Source organism: Bifidobacterium sp. ESL0822, from assembly GCF_052606675.1.
The window spans coordinates 531,368-552,775 of record NZ_CP199596.1 but is presented as its reverse complement, the minus strand read 5'-3'; the positions used below and the strand labels follow the sequence as shown (position 1 = coordinate 552,775).

Annotated in this window: 21 protein-coding genes; 3 read left to right on the top strand and 18 right to left on the bottom strand. The window is 60.4% G+C overall.

Translation table 11 applies throughout. The features are described from left to right. Positions 1-138: 138 nt before the first annotated feature. The 3 genes from ACUIAF_RS02270 to ACUIAF_RS02260 all read right to left on the bottom strand — a co-directional run bounded on the left by ACUIAF_RS02270 (position 139) and on the right by ACUIAF_RS02260 (position 2,904). The gene (locus ACUIAF_RS02270) at positions 139-1,179 is read right to left on the bottom strand and encodes a zinc-dependent alcohol dehydrogenase family protein (protein WP_445338902.1); all 1,041 of its coding nucleotides are present in this window, start codon (positions 1,177-1,179) and stop codon (positions 139-141) included. Between the two features lie 306 nt (positions 1,180-1,485). Next, positions 1,486-2,055, bottom strand: a complete 570-nt coding sequence (locus ACUIAF_RS02265) for an endonuclease III domain-containing protein (RefSeq protein WP_445338901.1) — start codon at positions 2,053-2,055, stop codon at positions 1,486-1,488. 174 nt (positions 2,056-2,229) lie between these two features. After that, complete coding sequence (locus ACUIAF_RS02260; protein ID WP_445338900.1) at positions 2,230-2,904, bottom strand: HAD family hydrolase; 675 nt, start codon at positions 2,902-2,904, stop codon at positions 2,230-2,232. Positions 2,905-3,188: 284 nt separating this feature from the next. On the opposite strand from ACUIAF_RS02260, the gene ACUIAF_RS02255 reads away from it, so the two are divergent. Together ACUIAF_RS02255 and ACUIAF_RS02250 are read left to right on the top strand one after the other, a co-directional pair. Next, positions 3,189-3,527, top strand: a complete 339-nt coding sequence (locus ACUIAF_RS02255) for a metalloregulator ArsR/SmtB family transcription factor (RefSeq protein WP_110417199.1) — start codon at positions 3,189-3,191, stop codon at positions 3,525-3,527. Positions 3,528-3,537: 10 nt separating this feature from the next. After that, a complete protein-coding gene (locus ACUIAF_RS02250; protein ID WP_445338899.1) occupies positions 3,538-4,266 on the top strand; it encodes an SdpI family protein in 729 nt (242 codons plus the stop codon). A gap of 446 nt (positions 4,267-4,712) precedes the next feature. Here ACUIAF_RS02250 and ACUIAF_RS02245 read toward each other — a convergent pair whose 3' ends face one another. From ACUIAF_RS02245 to ACUIAF_RS02235, 3 genes are all read right to left on the bottom strand, one after another. Continuing rightward, positions 4,713-5,189 (bottom strand): GNAT family N-acetyltransferase, encoded by a 477-nt coding sequence (locus tag ACUIAF_RS02245; protein WP_445338898.1) that lies wholly within the window; start codon positions 5,187-5,189, stop codon positions 4,713-4,715. A 245-nt stretch (positions 5,190-5,434) separates the two neighbouring features. Next, positions 5,435-7,543 (bottom strand): bifunctional cytidylate kinase/GTPase Der, encoded by a 2,109-nt coding sequence (der, locus tag ACUIAF_RS02240; RefSeq protein WP_445338897.1) that lies wholly within the window; start codon positions 7,541-7,543, stop codon positions 5,435-5,437. Then, entirely contained in the window at positions 7,540-8,313 is a 774-nt protein-coding gene (locus ACUIAF_RS02235) for a pseudouridine synthase (RefSeq protein WP_015021805.1), read from the bottom strand. The genes der and ACUIAF_RS02235 overlap by 4 nt, the downstream gene beginning before the upstream one ends. Positions 8,314-8,483: 170 nt before the next feature. On the opposite strand from ACUIAF_RS02235, the gene ACUIAF_RS02230 reads away from it, so the two are divergent. Continuing rightward, positions 8,484-9,695 (top strand): aquaporin, encoded by a 1,212-nt coding sequence (locus tag ACUIAF_RS02230; protein WP_445338896.1) that lies wholly within the window; start codon positions 8,484-8,486, stop codon positions 9,693-9,695. 30 nt (positions 9,696-9,725) lie between these two features. Here the strand turns inward: ACUIAF_RS02230 and ACUIAF_RS02225 are convergent, their stop codons facing one another. The 12 genes from ACUIAF_RS02225 to ACUIAF_RS02170 form a co-directional block, all read right to left on the bottom strand. Then, positions 9,726-10,070 (bottom strand): DUF3017 domain-containing protein, encoded by a 345-nt coding sequence (locus ACUIAF_RS02225; RefSeq protein WP_033511149.1) that lies wholly within the window; start codon positions 10,068-10,070, stop codon positions 9,726-9,728. Positions 10,071-10,230: 160 nt separating this feature from the next. Further along, complete coding sequence (locus tag ACUIAF_RS02220; protein WP_445338895.1) at positions 10,231-11,604, bottom strand: NAD-dependent succinate-semialdehyde dehydrogenase; 1,374 nt, start codon at positions 11,602-11,604, stop codon at positions 10,231-10,233. Between the two features lie 131 nt (positions 11,605-11,735). Continuing rightward, the gene (purH, locus tag ACUIAF_RS02215; protein ID WP_445338894.1) at positions 11,736-13,337 is read right to left on the bottom strand and encodes a bifunctional phosphoribosylaminoimidazolecarboxamide formyltransferase/IMP cyclohydrolase; all 1,602 of its coding nucleotides are present in this window, start codon (positions 13,335-13,337) and stop codon (positions 11,736-11,738) included. 52 nt (positions 13,338-13,389) lie between these two features. After that, positions 13,390-14,766, bottom strand: a complete 1,377-nt coding sequence (locus tag ACUIAF_RS02210) for a cell division protein PerM (RefSeq protein WP_445338893.1) — start codon at positions 14,764-14,766, stop codon at positions 13,390-13,392. After that, positions 14,763-15,686: a succinate--CoA ligase subunit alpha gene (gene sucD / locus ACUIAF_RS02205; protein ID WP_445338892.1), complete on the bottom strand. Its 924-nt coding sequence runs from the start codon at positions 15,684-15,686 to the stop codon at positions 14,763-14,765. Before sucD ends, ACUIAF_RS02210 begins: the two co-directional genes overlap by 4 nt. Next, complete coding sequence (gene sucC / locus ACUIAF_RS02200) at positions 15,683-16,897, bottom strand: ADP-forming succinate--CoA ligase subunit beta (RefSeq protein ID WP_445338891.1); 1,215 nt, start codon at positions 16,895-16,897, stop codon at positions 15,683-15,685. Before sucC ends, sucD begins: the two co-directional genes overlap by 4 nt. A gap of 22 nt (positions 16,898-16,919) precedes the next feature. Beyond that, positions 16,920-17,504 (bottom strand): adenine phosphoribosyltransferase, encoded by a 585-nt coding sequence (locus tag ACUIAF_RS02195; protein ID WP_015021813.1) that lies wholly within the window; start codon positions 17,502-17,504, stop codon positions 16,920-16,922. Positions 17,505-17,612: 108 nt separating this feature from the next. Then, positions 17,613-18,227, bottom strand: coding sequence for a preprotein translocase subunit YajC (locus ACUIAF_RS02190; RefSeq protein WP_445338890.1), 615 nt, complete (start codon positions 18,225-18,227; stop codon positions 17,613-17,615). 66 nt (positions 18,228-18,293) lie between these two features. Beyond that, entirely contained in the window at positions 18,294-19,370 is a 1,077-nt protein-coding gene (gene ruvB / locus ACUIAF_RS02185; protein ID WP_232347218.1) for a Holliday junction branch migration DNA helicase RuvB, read from the bottom strand. Positions 19,371-19,373: 3 nt separating this feature from the next. Further along, the gene (gene ruvA, locus ACUIAF_RS02180; RefSeq protein WP_445338889.1) at positions 19,374-19,985 is read right to left on the bottom strand and encodes a Holliday junction branch migration protein RuvA; all 612 of its coding nucleotides are present in this window, start codon (positions 19,983-19,985) and stop codon (positions 19,374-19,376) included. A 42-nt stretch (positions 19,986-20,027) separates the two neighbouring features. After that, positions 20,028-20,609 (bottom strand): crossover junction endodeoxyribonuclease RuvC, encoded by a 582-nt coding sequence (gene ruvC, locus ACUIAF_RS02175; protein ID WP_015021817.1) that lies wholly within the window; start codon positions 20,607-20,609, stop codon positions 20,028-20,030. A gap of 4 nt (positions 20,610-20,613) precedes the next feature. Continuing rightward, positions 20,614-21,369, bottom strand: a complete 756-nt coding sequence (locus tag ACUIAF_RS02170) for a YebC/PmpR family DNA-binding transcriptional regulator (RefSeq protein WP_015021818.1) — start codon at positions 21,367-21,369, stop codon at positions 20,614-20,616. Positions 21,370-21,408 lie beyond the last annotated feature (39 nt).

Sequence of the window (21,408 nt, the reverse complement as noted above, 5' to 3'; positions counted from 1 at the left end):
ATACCCTGATTTACCCTGAATTATCCCTGACTGGGCCCTGATGTTTTCGAAATAACGAACATGTTCGAGCAGCCATGCTTACGCGCCGCCACTGGCAAAGTCAGTAGCGGCGGGGATCAGCTGATTACTGCTGCAGGCTCATTCGCTGACAAGCAGTAGGGATTTGATGGCGGTGCGCTGGTCCATGGCCTCATAGGCTTCCTGGATGTGATCCAAGGCAAAGCGCTGGGTGAAGACCTTGCCTGGCTGGATGCTGCCCTTGAGCACCTGGTCAAGCAGCAGAAGCCTGTCATATGTGGTGACTGCGGCCGTGCCTCCTCGCAGCCCAACATTGCGCCAGAACAGCTTAGAGGTGTCCATGGTGGCCTGCTGCGGCACACCCACCCTGCCGACTACTGCGCCGGGCCGGGCCACCCTGACAGCGGTGTCGGTGGACAGTTCGGTGCCCACGCATTCCAGAACCGCATCGGCTCCTGCTCCGTCGGTGAGGGCCATGACCTGCTCCACAGCAGCGTCGCCGCGTTCAGCCACGATGTCAGTGGCACCGAATTCACTAGCCAACCTTTGGCGGTCCTCATGCCGGCTCATGGCAATGATGCGTTCGGCCCCGCGCAGCTTGGCTGCTATGACTCCGCACAGACCCACCGCCCCATCGCCCATGACCACGACCGTGTCGCCTTCTTTGACCTGGGCTGTTGTGGCTGCATGATAACCCGTGGCCATCACGTCGGCGAGGGTCAGCAGAGAGTTGAGCATATCGTCGCTGTAGTCCTCAGGCCGGCCTGGAATCTGCACCAGCGCCCAATCCGCATTGGTGAATCGCAGATACTCGCTCTGGTACCCGCCGCTCCCCCGCCTGTCCGGATCAAGGCAGTCACCGTCGAAGCCGGCCCTGCAGGCCGCGCAGTGCCCGCAGCCATGGGTGAAGGGCACTATGACGAAGTCGCCCGGCTTGACGTGGGTGACATCGGAGCCCACTTTTTCGACCAGTCCGATGGCTTCGTGCCCTACGTGACTGCCTGCGGGCATTGAGGAAATCCCCCGGTACCACCACAGGTCGGATCCGCACACGCAGGCCCGGACGACCCGAATCACAGCATCTCCGGGCTTTTCGATAGTCGGCATCGGCGCTTCCTCCAGCTCGATGCGGCCTGGCTTCACAAACTTTGCTGCCTTCATGCTCCTGCTCCCCATTCTTCACTACCTGGCATATATATCTGCCAAGTATGCGGATGAAACATAGTCTACGGAGTTCAATCCGCTCGAAGTCAAGTCAAATCCTTATTGTGCGCGATTCACAGAGGTGCGGACAAGATTGTCACACGGGAATACGGTCATAAGATGCAGCCATATATAGGTGCTGTATAGGGGTGCCGTATAAGGGTTGCTATGTAGAGGTGGCGTATTGAGGTATCGTCATAGGTCTTGTGATAAATCGTATGCATCCTTGCATGCACGTCATAGGCCGAACCTCAACGATTCAACTCATTTGGAGGAGCTTTGTGGGCCGCCAAGTTCCTTAAGGAAGGCAGCGTAGGCCTGGGGGTTGCGATGGTTTTTACCTGCTTGGACAATCAGCCCATGATATTCACGCAGATCGTTCAGTGACCATTGATCAACCCGAATAAAATCCGCCTCGTACTCTTCGCCCTCCTGGTATGACCTTAAGGAGGCCCACCCCAGACCGACCATCATCCGGCGTGCATAGGCGTCCCAGATAAAGCAACGCTGGCCGAATGCATAGAGCCGTATGACATCCGCCGTCTCGCGTCCGACTCCGGCAATGGTGAGCAGGTCGTCACGCAGGCCTTCATCCGTGCAGTCCTCGACATCGGCCGTGCGGATGCCGTGAGCCAGCAGCCACTGAGCCAGGGCTTTGCAGGTGCGTGCCTTGGCCTTCATAAAGCCGCTTGATCTGATCAGGTTCGTCAGTCTTGCCAGGTTGACGTCGGCCATGTTGCAGGGGTTGAGCAGGTTGGCCTTGCGCAGCTGCTCGATGGACATGGCTGCGTTCCCCCAGGCTGTATGCTGGACCAGCACCGCTCCTATCATCATTTCGAAGTCAGTCTCTGCCGGCCACCAATTCTGCAATCCCAGACGAGCGAGCAAACGTGAGTACAGCCACTTTGAGCAATCAGCATTTACCTTGCCTGAATTGCCCATAACGCCTCCACCGAATTATTTGACGCTTTTCATGGTAACAGCCGGCTCCAGCCGGTGCGGAGCGAGTCAGAGAATGGCAGGCGCCTGGGCGAAATCAGTGATAGCGCCATCGGCCTCAGAGCGGATGGAGTCCCAATCCTTGGCCGAAGACTGGTCGTACATGGCCCAGACCTTCATCCCAGCGCGCTTGGCCGAATCGACGGCGACCAGAAGATCCTCGAACACTGTGCAATGGTCAGGTGGTACGCCCAACATCCGCGAAGCCAACAGATAGATTTCCGGCTCCTCCTTGCCAATGCTTTTGGCATCATCCACGCTACAGACCTGGTCGAAACAATCGGTCATCCCAGCGTGCTTCAGAGCAGCCTGTCGCAGGCGGGGAGGGAGGCTGGTTGCCACAGCCAGGGCGGCTCCGCTGGCTTTTAGCGCTTGCAGGTAATCGAGTGCGTGTGGCTTGGGTTGTACAGCTGTGGCGTAGAGCAGGAGTGCGTCCTCGTTCCACTCCTCCACAAGATCTTCTGGGCGCTCGTCAAGGTGGAAGCGGTTGATGGTGTATCTGGCAATGGCACCGGTCTGCATGGAGGCTACTACAGATGCGTAATCGTCCGGCATGGGGATGTTGCGGCGAGCAAAGAATCGTTGGTCGATTTCCTTCCAGACTCCCATGGAATCCAGAAGTGTGCCGTCGAGGTCGAAGATGGCGGCCTTGCCAATGTTGACTTTTATTCCATTTTCGCCCATGCCGCAAATTCTCCTATTCGCCGAAGTTATTCATAGTAGCATGACATCGGATCAGGTCCGGCTCACCGGGTTTGAGCCAATGTTCCTCTCAATCACCCTCGGCTTCAGAAAAGCAGGTATGTTCAACAGTTTAGTGTTCCCGCGTAAGGCATTAGTCCCCTCGATTGTCAAATATTTTGCGCTCAGTGAGTGAAAAGCAGATAAAAGTTGAAGAAAATATACAATATTGGTTGAAACAATGTTAGCATGCAAATACTAGAGAAAATCATCGAAAAAGGAGACTTATGGCTATTCAGGAAACAACAGCGGCTCTGGCTGATCCCCTGCGTCGTCGTGTGCTGGATCTTTTGGAGCAGGGCGGCATGGAGGCTGGACGCCTGGCCGAAAAGCTGGGAATGACGCCATCCAAGCTGTCCTATCATCTGAGGAAGTTGAAAGAAGCAGACCTGATTGTCGGCCACAAGCAGGGCACCAGGGTCATCTACGAACTCAATCTGAGTGTGCTGGACAGCACCATTCAGTGGCTCTACCGCCTGCGGACAAGCGCCAGCGACAAGAGAAGTCTGCCCGAGCCGCAGACTGTGAGCAAGGGAACTGGTTCGACGGCGGTTTCGGAGTCCTAAGGGGACTTTCATGGCAGATGGCGGCAAAGCGGGTCGGTTCGTCCCGACCCTGGTCGTGGCTCAGTGGTTGCCGGGGATGATCATGCTGGGCGTAACCCGCATAGTGGTTAATCGTCTGCAGAATAAAAAGGTCCCGCTTCATTGGAATGCAAAGAACCAGGTGGATCGCTGGGGCTCTCCCCAGGAGCTGGTTTGGATGCCATGCATCTGTCTGGTCATTGCGCTGATCTGGACCATCATGATGTTTGTCCTGCGCGCATATTTGATTAAACGTGGTGATGAAGCGGGACATACCTTAACCGTTTTTCTGCTGGGTGGGCTATACATGCAGATTGTTTTCGCGGTTATAGATACGTTCTCCATAGCCGTTGCCGATCCTCATTTGAACTGGTGGCCGACGGATTTCGGCATTGATAAGGTCGTCATTCTCTTGACCGGTCTGGCTCTCATAGTCATCGGCAATTTTGCTCCTAAAATCAGACCCAATGGCATCAGCGGTTTTCGGGTGCCAGGTGCCTACTCCAGCCGCGAGGCTTGGCGCCGTTGTCAGCAGTTTGGCGGTGTGCTCTTCATGATTCTGGGCGTGGTCATGATCCTGTCTGCCCTGGCTTATAGCGGAGTCAGGCTCTATTGGACCTGTGGAACGGCTCTGGCAATCGCCCTTGTACTCATATTTGCCTATGGTTCATACGCTGGCAGAAAGTATGCCGGGCAGGGAGGACCTATCTACCACCGTTAGTTCCTGTATGCAATGCGTGAGCTAAAAGAGACTGTAAATGACAGCTCAGGATACAAGTAAGAACTTCCTGAATCCGTTGAAGGACTCAAAGATGATTTAGATCAAATCAAGCACCCGCCAACACGGTCCTTCATCATCAGTATCATTTCACGAGCCAAGCTGCAACAGTCTGGACAGGCAATCTGCTCTCACCGTAGAAACTGGAATAACAGACACCGCACAAACCCTGTATTTCATGGCAACATGGTTGAATGCACTCGAAATGAGGACGAAAGCAGTGCGCTCCTATCGGGGATTGTTGGAGATGTAAGAGCTTTAACATCACCTTTCTCATCTAATTAACCCAATAACGACCGTCTACACACCCGGCGATCTTCTGCGTGCATGCTATAAAATTCGTTTAGCCATTTAGTCTGTTTAGATCTCAGGGAAGTTCGTACGTCCTATTACCGATCCATAGTCTTGCTTAAATTAAGGAATTCATATACGCCATCGTTCGATTTTTGCATTTTAGAACCCGTTATTTTAAATCCTGCGCCCTGATAAACTTTAATTGCACGTTTATTGAAGCTGGCTACTGAAAGAACAATAATTCTATAATTAAAATTATTCTGTATGAATTCTTCGATTCCTTTGACGAAATTTAATCCCAACCCGTGTCCAGTCAAATCCGGTCTCAATCCTAAACCAACTTCTACTTTTTCCTCTGATAGCCTTTCCAAGCAAAAATAACCAACCAGTTCATCTTGATCATCCACAACCTGGTAATACTTATCTCCACGCAACTTCGGAGTGATTATCTCTTCAAGATCCTCTAGATCATTTTCCATATCATAAAAGCTGTATTGGCCACCATAGTGCCATTTTCTAGCGATCTGGTCTGCATTTGCCTGAGTTAAGTGTGCAATTTTCTTAAATATCATATTTACTCCTTACTCAATGTGCAGACTCCGAATTAATATCGGTAGTAATAGTTAAGAGATCTTGTTTAAGTGACCCAAAGGTTAATCAATAAAACCCGAACTGGGGGACAGACACAAATACTGTCAGCCAAGTTTGCATTGCGAGGCTATTGGAGTGAGATGATCGATGTGCTGCGCCCAATCTGCAGGGGTATGGAAAGGTCCCTAGGCTGACTTAAGAGCCGGGCTAGGGACCTTCTACCATCTTATTTGCGCTTCTTTTTCTCGCGGATATGCACGGAGATCTGGATGGGGGTGCCCTCGAAGCCGAACTCCTCGCGCAGGCAGCGTTCCAGATATCGGCGGTAGCCGTGTTCCAGGAAGCCGGTGGCGAAGATCACGAAACGCGGCGGCCTGGTGGAGGCTTGGGTGGCGAAGAGGATCCTCGGCTGCTTGCCGCCCCGCAGTGGATGCGGGTGTGCAGCCTGAACCTTGCCCAGGAAGGAGTTGAGCTTGCCGGTCGGTATGCGCTTGTCCCATGATTCCAGAGCGGTGCGCATGGCCTTGGCCAGCCGGTTGGTGTGCCAGCCGGTCTTGGCGGAAAGGTTGACCCGCTCGGCCCAGGTGACCCGGTCGAATTCGGTCTGCCAGAGCCGCTCAAGACGCTGACGGCCGAAGTCGTCCAGCAGATCCCACTTGTTGAATACCAGGACGATGGCCCGACCAGCATCCACAGCCTGGCTCATGACCTTCAAGTCCTGATCGGCGATGGGCTGGGAGGCATCGAAGAGGATCAACGCCAGTTCCGAGCGTTCGATGGCCGCCTGGGTGCGCAGGCTGGAGTAGTATTCGGCACCCGAGATCTTGTGTAGGCGGCGCTTGATGCCGGCGGTGTCGATGAAGAGCCAGTCCTCGCCGTCCACCTGGACCACCTCGTCGACCGGGTCGCGGGTGGTGCCGGCCACATCGTGGACCACGGCCCGCTCCTCGTGGGCCAGCTGGTTGAGCAGGGAGGACTTACCCACGTTGGGCCGGCCGACAAGAGCCACCCGGCGCAGCCCCTCCGGGGTGAGGAATCCCGAGGTCTTCTCGGCCTTGCCGAGCTGTTCCAGCGCGGCGTCCAGCAGGTCACCTATCCCCCGGCCGTGCATGGCGGAGATGGCATAGGGTTCGCCCAGACCCAGCTTCCAGAATTCGGAGGCGGTGTAGTCGGCCATACGGTCATCCAGCTTGTTGACAGCCAGGACGACCGGCTTGCCGGCGGCCCGCAGCATGGTGACGATCCGCTCGTCGCTGGCGGTCAGCCCAACCTGGCCATCCACGACCAGAATGACGGCATCTGCCAGGGATACGGCGACTTGTGCCTGGGAGGCGATGGCGGATTCGATGCCCTCCACATCGCTCTCCCATCCACCGGTGTCCACCAGCTTGAATTGGGTGCCGGCCCACTCGGCCTCGTAGCTGACACGATCCCGGGTCACGCCAGGGGTGTCTTCGACTACGGCAGCACGGCGGCCGAGAATCCTGTTGACCAGGGTGGACTTGCCCACGTTGGGCCTTCCCACCACGGCCAGCACGCCCACGGCCTTGGGGCCATGGTCCTGGTCATCCTGGTTCTCGGAGCCGCCCTCCAGCAGAGCACGGTCCTCCTCGTCCAGCTCATAGTCGTCCAGGTTCCGGGCGTACTCGTCGTAGGAGTCCTCCTCCATGGCCGATGAGACCATATCGATCAGAACCTGTAGCGTTTGCTCGAAGGTCAGATCGGAGTTGTCCACGGTGGTCACCCCGTCCGCGGCGCTCATGAAAGAGGTGACCTTGGAGTCCCGGGCATCCCGGGCAGCCAAATCCTCGGCGCCTGCTGATCCAGCCTGGGCCTGGCCGCTGCGACGGGCCTGGCGGACCTCTTCACGGGCTGTCAGGAGTACACGGACCTGGGCATCCGGGGCCACCACGGTGGTGATGTCCCGTCCCTCGGCCACCACGCCACGATCCTGGTCAGCCATGATGGCCCGCTGGGCGGCTATGAGGACATGGCGCACAGCCGGAATCGAAGAGACTACGGAGACATGCTCGGAGACCCTGGTAGAGCGTATCTCTTCATCCACGTCACGACCGTCCAGGCTGACAGTGGGATGTTCGGGGTCCAGTCCCATGACCAGGTGGCCACCGGTGATGGATTCGGCCACGGCCTCGGTGATCGCCTCCTGGTCGGGCTGGTCCGCGTCCAGGTCCAGCCCGCGGTCCATGCACCATAGGGCGACCGCCCGGTACATGGCGCCCGTATCCAGGTAAGCCAGGCCGAAATGCTTGGCCAGGGCCCGCGAGGTGGAGGACTTGCCCACTCCCGCAGGGCCATCGATGGCGACGGTGATCACAGTCCGACCTCCTTATCCAGAGCCTTGATCTCAGCTGCAGAGAGCACCCGATAGGAGCCAGGACGAATCTCGCCCAGTCGGATGGGGCCGATCTGGGTGCGCACCAGCCGGGTCACCGGGTAGCCGATGGCGCCGAAGATGCGCCGGACTATCCGGTTCTTGCCCGAATGCAGGACCACCTTGACGATGGTGTGCTCGCGGTTGTGGTCGATGATGGCGCAATGATCCAGACGGATCAGGCCGTCATCCAGCTCCACACCCTGGGTGACCAACCTCCGGCAGACGTTGCCGCCAATGTGGCCGCTGAGTGTAGCGATATAGGTCTTCTCCACCTCGTAACGCGGATGCATGACGTGCTGGGCCAGCTCCCCGTCGTCGGTCATGAGGATCAGGCCCTCTGAGTCATAGTCCAGCCTGCCCATGTGGAAGACCCGCTCGTAGCGGTCTCCGATGATGTCGCGCAGGGTGAACCGGCCCTTAGGGTCGTCCATGGTCGAAAGGACCTTGCGCGGCTTGTTCAGGGCAAGGGTGACATGCTTGTCGTTCAGATGGATGCGGGATCCATCCACCCGGATCTGCTGGCGGGACGGGTCCACCCGGCTGCCAAGCGTGGTGACCAGCTCGCCGTCGACCTCGACCCTGCCCTGGGTGATGATCTGCTCGCATTTGCGACGAGAGCCGAATCCGGCCTGGGCCAGCACCTTCTGGAGGCGGATGCCCTCCTCCCCCTGTTCGCGCGCTCTGATCGCCTGTGTGTATGGATGTGGCATCGTTCTCCCAACGTGGCCTGATAGTTATGTAACGGATACCGTTCTGGACGACTGCAGCCGCCGAAAGGTCATATCATACTATATCGGAGCCTAGGGAAGTGTTGTTGGCTTGCTCTAAGCTGGAAACTGTTATTGTTCATTGTTGTCGAAGGGATTGCAAGGTGGGGAACATGACTATGGAAGCAAGTGCTGAGCCGGTCCTCGAACAGGCCGACGCGCAGGTTGCCGCAAAGCCCGTCCGCAGGCGGATCAGGCCCCGTGATGTTCGTTGGATTCGTGCCGCCGCCGAGCTGGCGGGCACCTTTCTGATCTGCGCGGTCATCTACCTGTCCTACAGCTTCGGCCAGCTGGTCATGGGCCAGCCCAGCGTGGTGCTGCCGGTCCTGGGAACCGCCCTGACCTACCTGGTCGTGACGGCCATGCTGGGCGGCGTCTCCGGCGGACACTTCAACCCTGCTGTGACCGTGGCCGCCATGTTCACCTCGCAGATCGGCATGGTGGATGGGCTGATCTACATCGTCGCCCAGGTGATCGGCGCTATCGGCGCCGGTGCACTCGCCGTTGCCCTTGTGCCGGTCAGCAAGTCCGTGCCGGACAGGACCTGGCTCATGTTCTCGGTCAACGGTTTTTCCGGCGGCTCGCCCGCTGCGGCCACCCTGGGTCAGCAGCATATCGCCTTCGGGGCGCCCATGGCCATCGTGGTTGAGCTGATCGGCTGCATGATTGTGGTGGCTGCGGGCATCACCACCCTTCGCTCCGATGGCCGCGCCCGCCGCAACCATGCTCTCTATACCGGGCTGGCCTACGGCGTCGGCGTCCTGGTCACCTATCCCATCACCTGCGCGGGACTGAACCCGGCTCGCTCCACCGGCATCGCAATCTTCGCCCAGTCCAAGCACATGGCCGTCAGCCCGATCTCACAGCTCTGGCTCTTCTGGATCTGCCCCCTGCTGGCTGCCTCTCTGGTCGCCCTGGTCATCATCGTGACCAGCATCATCACCGACAACATGGCCATGCGCGCCATGGGTGCCGCCACAGATGCCCAGCCGGAAGCACAAGCTGATGCTTTTGTCACCGGTATCCAGACTTATGCCTATGCTCCCACAGGTGTCCAGGCTCAGGATCAATCGACCCAGACATCTCCTGCTCCAGTTCAAAACGCTCCTGCAGACACCACGGCTCAGACTGTCGATGTGTCGGTTCTTTCCGATGTCGATGCTGGACAGGATGCAGATCCAGGCAAGAATGCCGATGCCACCCAGGATGATGTCACCCCTGCCGAGGCAGGAACCATTCCCGATCTGCAGGTCGAGCCCCTTCACACTGCATCCGAAACAGAAGACGGTGACGAGGAACACAAAAACAAGCCCACTGAAGACTGAACCACCGAGGATCGAAAAACCTGAGAGGGGTCACAGCAGCAGCTGAATGCTGAAGTAGGTTACCAGAAGGCCGATGCCCAGGCCGATGCTGATGAAGACATCGAAAGGCACTGACCGCACCTTCCAAGGGCTGCGATCCTTGAGCGTCAGACGCAGAGTGCCGCAAACCAGGGCCGCGACGGACACCAGTCCAGTCGCGGCCCAGGTGTATCCGAGGAAGGCAACAAGCGCGGCGATCAGCACTACCAGGAAGATGATGCCCTCGCAGATAGGACGACCCTCCTGAGCCTCCGAGACGAAGGGATGGCAATCTGCCGCCCTGGGCGACTGCGGGGGCTTGGGGTCCGGATTCTCGGCCTCATCTGCGTCTGTCATGCTTCCCAATTCCTGCATTCCCGACGACCTCCATTTGCTGCTGCACTTGCTTTGCCGGTTCGAGCCTACCAGCGCTCTTGATACAAAGCGACCGTGCCGCCATCGCCCTCGGACGATGATGGCACGGTCGCTGTTTCAACAAGGAGTGGGAGCAGGTGAATCAGTTCTTGTGCTGGAAGATCAGATGCTCGTTGGCGAAGGTGTCGAAGCCCAGGCTGTAGAGCTCGCGGCCATAGCCGGAGTTCTTGACGCCACCGAAGGGCAGCTCAGGCATGGTCACCCAGCTGCCGTTGATGAAGGTCATGCCGGTCTCGATACGGCGGGCCAGGGCATCCGCATGGTCGGTATCCGAGGAGAAGACCACACCACCCAGGCCATAGCTGGAGTCGTTGGCCAGTTCAATGGCCTCATCCTCATTGGCCACCTTGTAGATGGAGGCCACGGGGCCGAACATCTCCTGGTTGTAGACGGGGTTGTTGTGGTCGATGCCCGTCAGAACCGTCGGGGTGAAGAAGGCCCCCGGCGAATCGTAGGGCTTGTTGCCGTAGGCGACCTTGGCTCCACCGGCCACAGCCTTTTCGACCTGCTTGGCCAGGTTGTCGCGGGCGGAGACCATGCACATGGGTGCCAGCGTGGTTTCGGGGTTGCTGGGATCGCCCAGAACCGCGTGCGAGAAGGCGTCGACGATTAGCGAGACGAAGTCGTCGTAACGGTTCTCCGTGACGATGAAGCGCTTGGAGGAGGTGCAGACCTGGCCTGCGTTCATCAGCCTGGCACTCGGGGCCACCTTCTTGAGCAGATCCCAGTCAGCGTCATCCAGGACGATGAAGACGTCGTTGCCGCCCAGCTCCATGGAGGACTTCTTCAGGTTGGCTCCAGCCGACTTGGCCACGGAAGCACCGCCGCGCTCCGACCCGGTCAGGGCTACGCCTGAGACGCGGGGATCGGCGATGGCACGGTCCACCTGGTCATAGTTGACAAAGAGGTTGGTCAGGCTCCCCTCGGGGGCTCCTGCCTCGGTCACCGTCTCCTCGAAGGCCACAGCCGAGCCTGGCACGTTGGAGGCGTGCTTGAGGATCATTGGGTTGCCCAGAATGAAGTTGGGGGCGAATACACGCATGATCTGGTAGTAGGGGAAGTTCCAAGGCTCGACCATGAACACGATGCCGGTGGCTTGCTTGATGTAGTAGGCCTTGCCAGCGGGGTTGTCCAGAGGGACGGGAGCCAGCAGCTCCTCGGCGTGGTCGGCGAAGTAGTCGGCGATGTCTGCGCACAGCTCCACCTCGGCGTGGGCCTCGCCGACCAGCTTGCCCATGTCCAGGGTCAGGTTGGCTGCCAGGGCGTCCTCGTTCTGACGGAAGAGCTTGGCGACCTGGCGCAGTTGCGCGGGACGGTCTCCGGGCCCTTCTTGCTTGCGCCAGGTCTTGTAGAGGTCATGGCCACGGGCCAGGGCATTCTCCAGATCCTCGTCGGTGGCATCCGGATAGGTCTTGATCAGTTGGTTGTTAAAGGGATTGACAGTCTGATAGGTCACAATTTCTCCTTCGAATGATTGATAACCAGTCAGCATCTTCGCTGGTCAGTTCATTCAGCATAGCACCGCATTGGACCCCGCGGTCAATGATTTTGTCGCAGGGCGACATTCGGCCGCGGGGTCCGGTTTCATCAGTGGAAGAAGTGGCGAGTCCCGGTCAGATACATGGTCAGATCAGCGTCCTGGGCGGCCTTGATCACCTCGGGATCACGGATCGATCCTCCAGGCTGCACCACGGCTCTGATTCCGGCTTGGATCAGATATTCCAGACCGTCTGCGAAGGGGAAGAAGGCGTCGGATGCGGCCACCGAACCCTTGGCGCGGTTACGGCCCTCGTCCAGGGTGTTGGCCCGCTCCACGGCCAGGTGGCTGGAGTCAACCCTGTTGACCTGGCCCATGCCGATGCCCACGGTGGCTCCCTGGTTGGCCAGGAGCACGGCGTTGGACTTGACCGAGCGGATGGCCCGCCAGGCGAAGGTCAGGTCATCCATGGTCGCCTGGTCGGCAGGGCTGCCGGAGACCAGACGCCAGGTGGAGGGATTGTCCCCCGGGGCATCGATCAGGTCGGGCGTCTGCACCAGTGCTCCCCCGTCGATGGGACGGATGACCGGGCGCAGACGCGGGCGGCGTTCCACAGACAGGATGCGCAGGTTCTTCTTGGTCCGCAGCAGGTCCAGGGCCTCGGGCTCATAGCCCGGTGCCACAATCACCTCGGTGAAGACCGGCTTGATCTGCTGGGCCATGGTCAGGGTGACCGTGCGGTTGGCGGCGATGACCCCGCCATAGGCGCTCATGGGGTCGCAGGCGTGGGCGCGGCGGTGGGCCTGGGCGATGTCCTCCCCCACGGCCAGACCACAGGGGTTGGAGTGCTTGACAACGGCCACTGCGGGCAGGTCAGGGAAGTCCCAGACCGAGCGCCAGGCTGCATCCGCATCCACGTAGTTGTTGTAGCTCATTTCTTTGGCGCCGCCCAGGTGCTCTGCTGCGGCGAACCCGTCCCGGTCCAGCGGGTCCAGGTAGAGGGCGGCCTTCTGGTGGGGGTTCTCCCCGTAGCGCAACTGGCTGGCCAGGCGCCAGGTGCGAGTCAACGCCTGAGCTGGGCCCTGATCATTGGCCTTGTTCTGCTTGTCGTCGACCCATGTGCGCGCTGTCCACTCGGCTATGGCCGCGTCGTAGGAGGCGGTCAGGGCGAAGGCTTTTGCAGCCAGACGTCCACGCTCGGCCAGGCTGAAACCGGTGCCGGAAGCTATACGTTCGGCGGCCAGGGCATAGTCGTCCGGGTCGGTGATCACAGCCACGCTGGCATGGTTTTTGGCGGCGGCGCGGATCATGGCGGGACCGCCGATGTCGATGCGCTCCAGGCACTGGTCCGAGTCGGCGCCCTCAAGGACGGTCTGCTCGAAGGGGTAAAGGTTGACCACCACCAGGTCGAATGGGGCTATGCCCAGGTCTTTGAGTTGCTGGACATGGTCAGGGTTGGTCATGTCAGCCAGCAGTCCTGCGTGGATGTGCGGATCCAGGGTTTTGACCCGGCCGTCTAGACTCTCGGGAAAACCGGTGACCTTTTCCACCGGGGTGACCTGGACGCCCAGATCCTGCAGCTTTTTTGCGGTGCTGCCGGTGGAGACGACCTCGGTGCCTGCCTGGCGGAAAGCCGATGCCAGGGCCTCAAGCCCCTGCTTGTGGTAGACCGAGACCAGCGCTCGGTTGATGGTTCGATTCGTGGTGACCATGGAAACTCCTACTCCTATGCTTGAATGCCGAGGCGCCCCGCCACCTTCGGACCTACTTTCCCGGTCTGCGGGTGGACGAGACCTGTCGTGGTGTGTCTGCTCGGTCGGTTGCCTTGAGCTCCTTTCCCTCCTGACCGCGTGATTGGTTGTGTTTTTCCTCGTTTTCCGCCTTGGCGGAAGTCTTTTTGTCGCCTGACTGACGCAGGTAGACGATCAGGGCGTCCTTGATGACGATCAGGGCAGCGATGATGAGTGCCAGCAGCCATACTCCCAGCAGACTGACCCCCAGGGAGGTCCCGATCATGCGCAGGGAGGAGGCTATGGGCACGCCCACCCCGGCCAGTCGCTGACGGCCCAGGGCCCCGTTGGAGAGCTGAAAAAGCAGGGCAAGGCCGAGCAAGGTGACCAGCCAGGCCAGGGCCATGGCCAAGGTTGCCATCAGGAAGCAGACTGCAGTATCTCGGGACTTCAGCCCTGCTTGGCGCACGGCAGCATGAATTCTGACACCCCATGGTCCGGTCAGCAACAGAATGCCGACAACCAGGCCGGCCAGCAGGGGCAGGTTGAGCAGGATCAGACGAACCTCCTGCCGGGAAACCGGCTCTGGGAAAAGCCCAAAGAGGGGCAGCGAGGGCAGACTGGAGGCGTGGCCTGACCAGAGGGTGAAGGTCGCCAGACTGCCGATGTTGAAACCATTTCCGAAGAGCCAGGAGACAGCCCAGATGATCAGGTTGGGCAGCCAGGCCAGGGAAGCCAGACTGGTCGTCACGGCCGAGGAAGTGCCCATACGTGTCAGTTTGAACAGGCGTCCCACATCTGTGTGATAGAGGGCGATCCAGACGATAAGGGCGATCAGACCAGCGACCAGCATAGCAGCCAGGAGGATTAAACCGGCAGTGAGCCCAAGCCGGATGGTTCTGCGGACCTGGACTGGCAAGGCCTCTTTGATCCGCTTGGCAAAAGCCTGTCGGAATGGTTCAGAGCGGACCCAGGCCCAGCCGTAACCCAGCAGGAAGACCAGGCTGGTCCGCAGAAGAATGACCGGGGTGCTGTCGACCTGGATGGTCTGGCTGCCCTGCATGAGGATGAGGTTGCACAGCATCCAGACGACCAGGCCGGCAATGCAGCCACCGAAGGACATGCCCAGTCGACCGACTAGTGCGCGGATCACCCAGATCAGCAGAACCGTCAGCAGCAAGGGAATGATGGTCAAGGTCAGAGCTCCAGCTCTGAACCCGCAACCCTGGGTGAGCAGGGTGATGGTTTCTGTCAGGGCAACGGTGGCCATGGACAGGGAGGGCCCGCCCTCCTCAATGGAGATGATGAGCAGGAGCAGTGCCATGCAGGCGCCGAGGGTGATGGTGTAGATAAGCATGGCCAGGAAGGCCTCAAGAGCCCCTCTGAGCCATGCCTTCACCATGTCGGTCATATGATGGCATGCTCCCGCAACAGGTCACGGGTCAGCCGGGCGGTTTCTCCGGGTGTGGTGCCCACCTTGATACCGACGGACTCAAGCACTTCTTTCTTGTCGGCGGCCGTACCCTTGCCACCCGAGATGATGGCTCCGGCGTGGCCCATCTGCTTGCCCTCCGGAGCGGTGAAGCCGGCGATGTAGGCCACGATGGGTTTGGTCATGTGGGTGGAGGCCCAGTGGGCGGCCTCCTGTTCGGCCGAACCGCCGATTTCTCCGATCATGACGCAGGCCTTGGTGTCAGGATCGCGGTTGAAGGCCTGCAGAGCCTCCAGCATGGTGGTGCCCACGATGGGGTCGCCGCCGATGCCCAGGCAGGCGGTGAAACCGATGGAGGACAACTCCCCCATGAGCTGATAGGTCAGGGTGCCGGACTTGGAAACCAGTCCAAGCGGGCCTCGACCGGCGATACCCTGCGGGATGATACCAAGGTCCACGCCGACGCCGTTTGGCCGGTCGGACATGGTCATCAGTCCCGGGCAGTTGGGGCCGACGATGCGGCAGCCGTGTTCCCTGGCCAAGGCCACGCAGTATGCAGTATCGGCCACTGGAATGCCCTCGGTGATGACCACGATCAGGGTGATGCCGGCCTCGATGGCCTCGACCATGGCATCCTTGGCGAACCTGGGTGGAACGAAGACCACGGAGGTCCGGGCTCCGGTTGCCTGATGGGCGGCTGCGCAATCGGCGTATACGGGCACATGATGGGTCTGATCGTCTGGACCGGCGAAGTCGACCGTCATTCCGGCCTTGCGGGCGTTGACACCAGCCAGGATATTGGTGCCTGCCGCCATCATGCGGGCCGTGTGGACCATGCCCTGGTGACCGGTCATGCCCTGGACCATGACGGGGGCGCCGTCTTCAATGAAGAGGGTCATCTGCCCGTCTCCTTTCCCACTCGAGCGGCCAGGGCCACAGCCTGGTCTGCCGCCTCCTCCATGGTCCGGGCCACCCTGAGCCGAGGCTGTTGGGCCTTGGCCAGCAGGTCCAGCCCTTCGGCGGCCTCATTGCCGTCGAAGCGGACCACGATGGGCCGGTCGTCGTTCTGGTCTTGCTCTCCCGCAGCGTTCACGGCGGCCAGGATGCCCTGGGCCACCTGCTGGCAGGAGGTGATGCCTCCATAGACATTGACCATGACCGAACGGACCTTGGGGTCAGAAAGGACCACGTCCAGACTGGTGCGCATGACCTCGGGCGAGGCTCCGCCGCCGATGTCCAGGAAGTTGGCCGGTCCCACGGGCACGCCCTGTCGTCGTCCCGACCCGGCGACCGCATCCAAGGAGCTCATGACCAGTCCTGCGCCGTTGCCGATGACGCCCACCTGGCCGTCCAAGTGAACGTAATGCAGGCCCGAGGCCTTGGCCTTGGCTTCCAGCGGGTCCAACTGAGCCGGGTCCGCGAACCGCTTCCAGCCGTCGTGCCGGAAGGCCGCGTTCCCGTCCAGGGAGATCTTGGCATCAAGGGCATCCAGGTGCTTGGTGGCCTCGTCGTCCGGATCACCCACCTTGGCCAGGGGGTTGATTTCGACCAGGGTTGCATCGCTGTCCTGGAAGGTGTGCCACATGCCTAGAAGAATCTGCGCGGCCTGCTCCAGGTCTGCGTGGTAGAAGCCGATGCGCTCGGCCATGGTACGGGCTGCCTGCCTGTCGAAATCCTCCAGGGGGCCGATGTGCAGGCGCCGGACCGATTCGGGGTGTTCTCGGGCGATGGTCTCGACCTCGGTGCCGCCGCTGGCCGTGGCCAAAACGTCATAGTCCCGTGAGGTGCGGTCCACTGAAATGGACAGGTAGTATTCGTGCAGGATGTTGCGGGCCTCGGTGACCAGAATACCGCTGACCGGATGGCCGTCGATGTTCATGGGCAGAATGGCCTCGGCCAAGGCTACGGCCTGATCATGATTCTCGGCTCGTTTGACGGCTCCCGCCTGTCCCCTGTGACCGATGGTGGCCTGGCCCTTGATCATACAGGGATAACCGATGACGTCTGCTGCCTGGCCGGCCTCTTCTGCGGTTGAGGCATAGACGGCCCTGGGTTGGGAGATGCCATGTTCAGCGAGCAGCTGCCTGGCCTGGTATTCGTACAAATCCATGGTGATGGTCCCCCAATCGTGCTCAGGCGGGCATGTTCATCAGGCAGGTGACCGGGTAGGCCCCCAAGGCCTTGCGGCCATCCAGCCCATTGAGCTCCATGACGAAGCTGAAACCGGCCACCTGGCCTCCGGCCTGCTCCACCAGACGTGCAGCTGCCTGGGCGGATCCTCCGGTGGCGATCAGGTCGTCAACTATCAGGACTCGCTGGCCTGGTTGCAGACAGCCCTGCTCGATTTCGATGCGGGCGTTGCCGTATTCAAGGGCATATTCCTGGCTGTAGGTGGGGTCAGGGAGCTTGCCTGCCTTGCGCATGGGCAGGAAGCCCTTGCCCAGGTCGCTGGCCAGCTGTGGGCCTATCAGAAAGCCGCGTGCCTCAAGGCCGGCGACCAGGTCGAAGTCCTCTGGCTTCACGGGCAGGGTGCGCTTCATGGCGTCTAGGATGATGGCCAATCCCCTGGGATCCGACATGGCCGGGATGAAGTCCCTGAAAAGGATCCCCTTCTTGGGAAAGTCCGGAATGGTACGGATCAATGAGATCAAATAAGCGGCGTCGTCATCGCCCACCTGCTTAAGTTCTCCAACCTTGATATCGTCCGATTGAGCCATGATCTTCTTTCTGTCTTGCTCCTAGGAAGTGGTTGCCGGGGCCATCATACGCGCGCCGCGTTTCCGTTCAGAGTCAACCTGGCGGAAGGTGTGGCGCGCGTATAAGGTTCAGGACTTGGCGGAAGTCGAATCCGAAGCCTCGGACTCTTTGGATTCGTCGGAATCCTTGGATGCATCCGCGTCGGCAGCGTCTTCGGACTTCTCCGCAGTCTTGGCCTTGTCTGATTCGTTTTCAGGCTCCGACTGGGATTCGGCCTCACTCTTGTCCTCGGAAGCGGCAAAGTTCTGCGTGGCAGTATCGTCGGCAGCGGTTTCTTCACCATCGGCATTGTCGCCGGCATTGTCGTCGTCTTCAGCGGCCGTGACCTCGGCTGGGGCATCCGCGTCCTCGGATTGGCCTTCGACCTGCTCGGGCAGGGGGTTGCCGTTTTCGTCAACCTCGTCGTCGTGGACATAGGCGGGGACGATCGGCGGCCTGGTGATGGCCTGGATGCGCCAGCGGGACTGGGAACCCTCGGAGTCGATGACTACCTGCTCCTTCTCCAGGTCCACGGAGACGACCTTACCCAGAAGACCGGTGGTGGTGGCGACCTCGTCACCAGGCTGCAGAGACTCACGGAAGTCCTGGACGGCGGCCTGCTGCTGCTTGCTCTTGCGGGAGCTTCCCCACATCATGGCGATCATCAGGGCGATGATGACGATCATGAAAATCATGGATCCCATGGTTGTTTCCACTCCTTGTTTCTTCGGATATCAAACGGCGATTTGCATTGCTGCGAAGACCCCAGTCTAGAACAGCTTCATGACATCCTCAGGTGGTTTGCGGCCCAGGTGCTCCCAGGCCTTGGAGGTGGCTACACGCCCTTTGGGTGTGCGTACCAGGAAGCCCTCGCGCACCAGGTATGGCTCACAGACCGTCTCGACGGTTTCGGCCTCCTCGCCTACCATGGCGGCCAGGTTGTTCAGGCCCACGGGACCGCCGTCGAAACTGTTGACGATGGCCTTGAGAACGGCCAGATCCAGGCGGTCCAGCCCTTCGGAGTCAATCTGGTAGAGGGCCAGGGCCTGCTTGACGTCATCAGGACCAACCTGGGGAAGATCGTGGACTATGGCCCAGTCGCGTACACGGCGCAGCAAGCGGTTGGCAATCCTGGGCGTGCCACGGGAGCGCAGGGCCAGCTGATGAGCGGCGTCATCCTGCAGGAGGATACCCAAGACCTTGGCTGAACGCTCGACCAGCTTCTCCAGCTCCTCCTGCGGGTAGAAGTCCAGGTGTGCGGTGAAGCCAAAACGGGCGCGTAGGGGCGATGGCAGCATGCCCTCGCGGGTGGTGGCGCCGATGACCGTGAACCTGGGCAGGGTCAGCGGAATGGAGGAGGCCCCGGGGCCCTTGCCCACCATGACATCCACCCGGAAGTCCTCCATGGCGATGTAGAGCAGCTCCTCGGCGGCCCTGGGCAGGCGGTGTATCTCGTCGATGAAGAGCACCTCGCCGGCCTCCAGGGAGCTCAGGATGGAGGCCAGGTCGCCGGCATGCTGGACGGCTGGGCCCGAGGTGACACGGATGGGCACATCCAGTTCGTGGGCAACAATCATGGCCAGGGTGGTCTTGCCCAGGCCAGGAGGGCCCGCCAGGAGGATGTGATCGGGTGCCACGTCACGTTTTTTGGCAGCCTCCAGGAAGAGCCCCAGCTGGGCCTTGAGCCTGGGCTGGCCGATGAATCCGTCCAGGTTTTCCGGTCTCAGCTCCTCGTCGCTGACCGGTTCGCCCTCGATGGGCCTGGCCGAGACCATCCGCAGGGATTCCTCCTGGGCGTCGCCATTCTGGGAATCGATGTAACCCGTGGTCATCTGCTTGTCAGCCATGGGTCAGCGCCCCCTGTCCAACCGGGTCAGAGCCTGCTTGAGCACCTTGGGAATGTCGGCCGACTGCAGGGGCAGGGTGTAGTCGCCCTCTTTGCAGGTCTGCTCCACGGCCTGTTCGGCATCGCGCTGCAGCCAGCCCAGGGAAATCAGTCCCTCAACCACCTGGTGGGCGCCGTCGTCCGCCTGCGCGGGGCCCTGTCGTCCTTTGCCAGCATCCAGATCCAGCTTGCCGGAGAGTTCGAGGATGATTTTCTGAGCGCCTTTCTTGCCTAGACCCGGTGCCCGGGACAGGACCGCAGCATCGCCGTCGGCTACGGCCTGGGCCAGCTGGTCCGAGTTCAGGGTAGAGAGAATGGACAGGGCCACTCGAGGTCCGATGCCGCTGACCTTCTGCAGCTGGGCGAAGAGGGATTTGGATGTGCGGCTGAGAAACCCGTAGAGGGTCAGCGCATCCTGGGTCAGGGACAGGACTGTGTAGACGGTGACTGTGGATTCGGCCCGCATGGAGGCCAAGTCCGACTGGGGCATACGCACCTCGAAACCCACTCCCGAAACATCGATGACAGCAGAGCCCGTTTCGATGGCGGCCACCCGCCCAGTCAGCATTGCCAGCACTTGATCACCCCTCGATGAAATCGAACGTCTGTTCGAATCAGCTTACATGTCTCGCTGGACTCCCCGGTGCCTGCCGTACTTGGCAGAGGCTTGGGCCCACTGACGCTGGGCCTGGGTCAGATGTTCCTCGCGTTCCCCGCCCTGGATGGCACCGGCGGGCCTTAAGGCGTGGCAGATGGCCTGGGCCAGAGCATCTGCTGCATCGGCGGGTTTGGGCAGTTGGTTGAGCCCGAGGATGCGGGCCACCATTCGCTGCACCTGAATCTTGTCAGCCTGCCCGTTGCCAGTCACGGCCATCTTGGCTTCGGTGGGTGTGTGCAGGGCCACGGGAATGCCCCGCTGCGCCGCTCCCAGCATGGCAAGCCCGGCTGCCTGGGCCGTGCCCAGCACGGTGTTGTGATTTGACTGGGCGAAGACCCTCTCGATGGATACCACATCGGGGCTGAAACGGTCCAGGGCGGCCGTCAGCCCCTGGTAGATGGCCAGCAGGCGCAGATCCTGGCTCTGTTCGGGGTCTGATCGCACGACGTCCACATGAACAAAGGAAAGCCGGCGCGATGCACCGGCTTCAATGACGCCAACGCCGCATCGGGTGAGCCCCGGGTCGACGCCGAGAACAATCATAGGGTCACTCGTCGTCCAACTGGGCCATGACCTCGTCGGGGGCGGTCCAGTTGCTGTAGATCTCCTGCACGTCGTCCAGATCGTCCAGGTTGTCGATCAGCTTGGATACCTTGCGGGCGGAGTCCAGGTCCAGGGTGACCTCGCTCTTGGGGTTGAGTATCAGGTCGGCGGAGTCGTAGTCCATACCGGCCTCCTGCAGGGCCTTACGGACGGTGACCATGTCGCCGGGGGCAGTCAACACGGTGTAGCTGTCGCCGTTGTCCTGCACGTCCTCGGCACCGGCCTCGGCGGCCTTCTCGAAGACCGTATCGTAATCCAGGCCCTCCGAGGGGACGATGATCTGGCCCTTGCGTTCGAAGTTGAAGCTGACCGATCCGTTCTGGGCCAGGGAGCCGCCGCCCTTGGTCAGGGTGGAACGGACCTCGGCGGCCGCGCGGTTACGGTTGTCGGTAAGGCACTCGATGATGATGCCCACGCCGGCAGGAGCGTAGCCCTCGTAGACGATGGTCTCGTAGTTGGCCGCTCCGGCCTCCTCGCCCGAGCCGCGCTTGACGGCCCTGGTGATGTTGTCCGCGGGCACGGAGGACTTCTTGGCCTTGACGATGGCGTCGTAGAGGGTGGGGTTGCCGTCGGGGTCACCGCCGCCGGTGCGGGCAGCGATCTCGATGTTCTTGATCAGCTTGGCGAAGAGCTTGCCACGCTTGGCGTCGATGGCTGCTTTCTTGTGCTTGGTAGTCGCCCACTTCGAATGCCCTGACATATGTCTCCTGACGGTACGAATGCTTAAACGAATGGAATT